We start from the raw sequence: 4,356 nt of genomic DNA, 5'->3' as shown, positions 1-4,356 counted from the left end.
ATAGAAGAGATATTGCGTATTTACGGCTATAACAACATCAGTTTTTCTGAAAAAATAAACGCCTCGATGTCGCATTCGTCTAAGTACGACGACTTGAATATGCAGAATGTAGTAGCGGCACAGCTCATCGGGCAAGGATATTATGAGATAATGACCAATAGTTTGGTGTCAGAAAAAGAAATCACCAGCTATGAGGCTGCTCCTGAAGAGGCTGTGAAACTACTCAATCCGCTCAGCAGCGATTTGGGCTATATGCGCACCAATTTGTTGTTTTCGGGTTTAGAGGTGGTAAGCTATAATATCAACCGCAAGCGCTCAGACCTCAGATTGTTTGAGTTTGGCAAAAACTACCGCGTGAGGGATGGTAAGTATGACGAACAGAAACACCTATTATTATATCTGACAGGTAACCAATTACCTCAGAGTTGGATTACTACGCCACGCGCTGTGAGTTTCTTTGAACTAAAAGGTAGCGTAGAAGCCCTTTTTGAGCGTTTAGGACTTAAGGAGGTTACCACCCTTCCGTTAGAGCCTACTGACAATGTAGCCGCTGAAGGATTCCGTTGGATGTATGGCGAAACACTATTGGGAACAATGGGGGTAGTGAAGCACAAAATACTTAAAGATTTTGATATTAAGCAAGAGGTGCTTTACGCTGACCTGCATTGGGAAACCCTACTTGAGCAAGTGAGAGGTCATAAGGTAGTTTATAAAGAAATATCAAAATATCCTGAAGTGCGCCGCGACTTAGCTTTGCTGCTGGACGATAAGGTAAGCTTTGCTGACCTATATCGTGTGGCATTTGCTACAGAGAAAAGCATTTTGAAACAAATCAATTTATTTGATGTGTATCAGGGTGATAAATTGGCGGCTGGCAAGAAGAGTTATGCGGTAAGTTTTATCTTGCAAGAAGAAAACAAAACGCTGACCGATAAGCAAATCGATAAAACGATGCTGAAACTGCAAACTGCTTTTGAGCAAAGTTTAGGAGCAACCCTAAGAGAGTAAAAAAGTTAAACTTTACCAATTATTTGTTTTCTTGATTTTTGTTGTATAAGTTTGCCTTGTAATTCTAAAATAAACTGCCTTATGAAACAAGTTCTTAGAAACAATTTGATAGTGGTATCACTTTATATTTTAGCAGGGATAATCTTTGATGGTTACCACCCTTATATGCTATGTACGTTCCTGATACTGTCGGCAACAGTCTCTTTCTTTTTGTTCAGAACCAAAAGTAAAGAAGAAACGCGCAAGGGGTTATTACTTATGTTCGCTCCTTTCTTATTCGTTTTAGCAGTAGCTTCTTTGTTGCTTAGCGATAGCAGTGTAAGGACAACATTGCCTTATTTGCTTTTTGTGCCTGCTGTTGTATACTTAGTGTATTGCGCGCTGTTTTCAACGAGAAAAGCTTTATTTTTTGTAGGGATTATCGCTCTATCAGTTATTGGTACCCTTACCTACAACGAAATTTCAGGAACGAATGTAATATTCGAAAGCCATTCTTTGAGATTATTAATTACACAGGAATAAGATTAAGAACCCCCGATTTTAGAAATTACTGTTGGGGGTTCTCATTCTTTCAATAAAAAAATATAAATTATTTTGTTATATTTGTAACAAAATAGAAAAAATGTAAGAAGTTGTAATACAGCGATTTCTGACAGAGGATAAATTGTATATATCTGATAATCAGTGTTTTTCCGAATTTGAGACGTTGAATGACGGCTTATTTTCAGGAGAGGGCTTGGTGTTTTTGGTAAAAGGAAATATTGTGTATTACAAATAAATGTAGTACTTTTGCAGCCAACTCTTAGAAAAATAGTGGCTAATTGCTGCTGATTACTAATAAGATAGCTAAACAAGCAAACAATTAAATAATTATATATAGTATTGTAAATTATGCCAACAATTTCACAATTAGTACGAAAAGGAAGAACCAGAATTACCAAGAAGAGTAAATCGGTGGCTTTGGATTCGTGCCCACAACGCAGAGGTGTATGTACACGTGTGTACACCACAACGCCTAAGAAACCGAACTCAGCAATGCGTAAAGTAGCGCGTGTTCGTTTGACTAACGGCAACGAGGTGAACGCTTACATCCCCGGTGAAGGACACAACCTCCAAGAGCACTCGATAGTATTGGTACGAGGCGGACGGGTAAAAGATTTACCAGGTGTTAGATACCACATAGTGCGCGGGGCGCTTGATACGGCTGGAGTAGCCGGCAGAACCCAACGCCGCTCTAAATACGGTGCTAAACGCCCTAAACCAGGACAAGCCGCTGCAGCACCAGCTAAAGGTAAGAAAAAGTAATTTAACACACAAAATCTTTTAACTGAAAAGAAATGAGAAAAAGACAGGCTAAAAAGCGCCCACTTTTACCAGACCCTAAGTTTAACGACCAATTGGTGACACGCTTTGTGAACAACCTAATGTGGGACGGTAAAAAATCAGTGGCTTTTAAGGTGTTCTACGACGCTATTGACATAGTAGAACAAAAGAAAAATAATGACGAAAAAACGGCATTAGAAGTTTGGAAAGACGCACTTACTAATGTGATGCCTCACGTAGAAGTACGCTCACGCCGTGTAGGGGGAGCAACTTTCCAAATTCCGATGCAAATTCGCCCAGACCGTAAAGTGTCTATGGCTATGAAATGGCTTATCGGGTATGCTCGTAAACGCAACGAGAAATCTATGGCACAAAAATTAGCAGCTGAAATTATCGCCGCTTCAAAAGAAGAAGGTGCAGCTGTGAAGAAAAAAATGGATACGCACCGTATGGCTGAAGCTAACAAAGCGTTCTCACACTTTAGATTTTAATTAAACCGATGAGTAGAGATTTAAAATATACAAGAAACATAGGTATTGCCGCTCACATTGACGCGGGCAAAACCACCACTACTGAACGTATTCTATTCTATACAGGTAAAACCCACAAAATTGGTGAAGTACACGATGGAGCTTCAACAATGGACTGGATGGAGCAAGAAGCTGAACGCGGTATCACTATCCAATCAGCTGCTACTACTTGTAAATGGAATTTCCCTACCGAAAATGGTAAACCTACTGCCGATGCTAAAGAGTATCACTTCAACATTATCGATACTCCCGGCCACGTAGACTTTACAGTGGAAGTAAACCGCTCGTTACGTGTATTAGACGGATTAGTATTCCTTTTCTCGGCTGTAGACGGAGTAGAGCCTCAGTCAGAAACTAACTGGCGTTTGGCTGATAACTACAAAGTGCCACGTATTGGTTTCGTAAACAAAATGGACCGCCAAGGAGCTAACTTCCTAAACGTTTGCAACCAAGTGAAAGATATGCTTAAATCAAACGCAGTGCCTATCGTATTGCCAATTGGTGATGAAGCAGACTTTAAAGGGGTAGTAGATTTGATTAAAAACCGTGCTATCGTATGGCACGAAGAAAATTCAGGTTCTACTTTTGACGTAGTAGAGATACCTGAAGAAATGAAAGAAGACGTAACTAAATACCGCGCACAACTTATTGAAGAAGTAGCAGGTTATGACGAAGGTCTTCTTGAGAAATTTATGGAAGATGAAAGCTCTATCACCGAAGAGGAAATACACAAAGCACTACGTGCTGCCGTAATGGATATGGCTATTATCCCAATGGTGTGCGGTTCATCATTCAAAAACAAAGGGGTGCAATTTATGCTTGATGCAGTATGCCGCTACTTGCCTTCACCTCTTGACAAAGAAGCTATTGAGGGTACTAACCCTGAAACAGGCGAACCTGCTCTACGCAAACCAGCCGTTGATGCTCCTTTCTCAGCTTTAGCGTTTAAAATTGCTACTGACCCTTATGTAGGACGCTTGGCATTCTTCCGCGCTTACTCAGGTCACTTAGACGCAGGTTCTTACGTATTGAACACTCGTTCAGGTAACAAAGAGCGTATCTCTCGTATCTACCAAATGCACGCTAACAAGCAAAACCCTATCGAATACATCGAAGCAGGTGATATAGGGGCAGCAGTAGGATTTAAAGATATCAAAACAGGTGATACCCTTTGCGATGAGAAATATCCTATCGTACTTGAAAGTATGGTATTCCCTGACCCTGTGATCGGTATTGCAGTAGAACCTAAAACAAAAGCTGACGTTGATAAATTAGGTATGGCATTGGCTAAATTAGCTGAAGAAGACCCAACCTTCCAAGTGAAGACAGACCAAGCTTCTGGACAAACTATCATCTCAGGAATGGGTGAGCTACACTTAGATATCATCGTAGACCGCTTGAAACGCGAGTTTAAAGTAGAAGTAAACCAAGGTCAGCCACAAGTAGAGTACAAAGAGGCTATCACAGGCGTTGCTAACCACCGTGAAGTGTACAA

At 40.6% G+C, this 4,356-nt stretch carries 4 protein-coding genes and 1 pseudogene; all 5 read left to right on the top strand.

Going from position 1 to position 4,356, the window contains the following annotated elements; translation table 11 throughout:
* Window positions 1-1,008: pseudogene (locus tag HMPREF9074_RS02235) on the top strand (phenylalanine--tRNA ligase subunit beta); the annotation flags it as partial.
* An 81-nt stretch (window positions 1,009-1,089) separates the two neighbouring features.
* The gene (locus HMPREF9074_RS02230; RefSeq protein WP_009391638.1) at window positions 1,090-1,530 is read left to right on the top strand and encodes a hypothetical protein; all 441 of its coding nucleotides are present in this window, start codon (window positions 1,090-1,092) and stop codon (window positions 1,528-1,530) included.
* A gap of 369 nt (window positions 1,531-1,899) precedes the next feature.
* Window positions 1,900-2,313 (top strand): 30S ribosomal protein S12, encoded by a 414-nt coding sequence (gene rpsL, locus HMPREF9074_RS02225; protein WP_002679283.1) that lies wholly within the window; start codon window positions 1,900-1,902, stop codon window positions 2,311-2,313.
* Window positions 2,314-2,345: 32 nt separating this feature from the next.
* Window positions 2,346-2,822 carry a 30S ribosomal protein S7 gene (gene rpsG, locus HMPREF9074_RS02220; RefSeq protein WP_009391640.1) on the top strand — a complete coding sequence of 159 codons (477 nt, stop codon included), beginning with the start codon at window positions 2,346-2,348 and terminating at the stop codon, window positions 2,820-2,822.
* An 8-nt stretch (window positions 2,823-2,830) separates the two neighbouring features.
* Window positions 2,831-4,356, top strand: a 1,526-nt coding sequence (gene fusA, locus HMPREF9074_RS02215; protein WP_034539561.1) for an elongation factor G, incomplete at its 3' end; no start/stop codon positions are given.

It is taken from the genome of Capnocytophaga sp. oral taxon 329 str. F0087, assembly GCF_000213295.2.
Taxonomy (GTDB): Bacteria; Bacteroidota; Bacteroidia; order Flavobacteriales; family Flavobacteriaceae; genus Capnocytophaga; species Capnocytophaga leadbetteri_A.
The sequence above is the reverse complement of the archived record's forward strand: the minus strand, read 5'-3'. Positions and strand labels throughout refer to the sequence as shown.

What these genes read in the sequence shown, in the direction of transcription:
- rpsG (WP_009391640.1), top strand. Translation starts at nt 2,346, where the DNA reads ATGAGAAAAAGACAGGCTAAAAAGCGCCCACTTTTACCAGACCCTAAG.
- rpsL (WP_002679283.1), top strand. Translation starts at nt 1,900, where the DNA reads ATGCCAACAATTTCACAATTAGTACGAAAAGGAAGAACCAGAATTACC.
- HMPREF9074_RS02230 (WP_009391638.1), top strand. Translation starts at nt 1,090, where the DNA reads ATGAAACAAGTTCTTAGAAACAATTTGATAGTGGTATCACTTTATATT.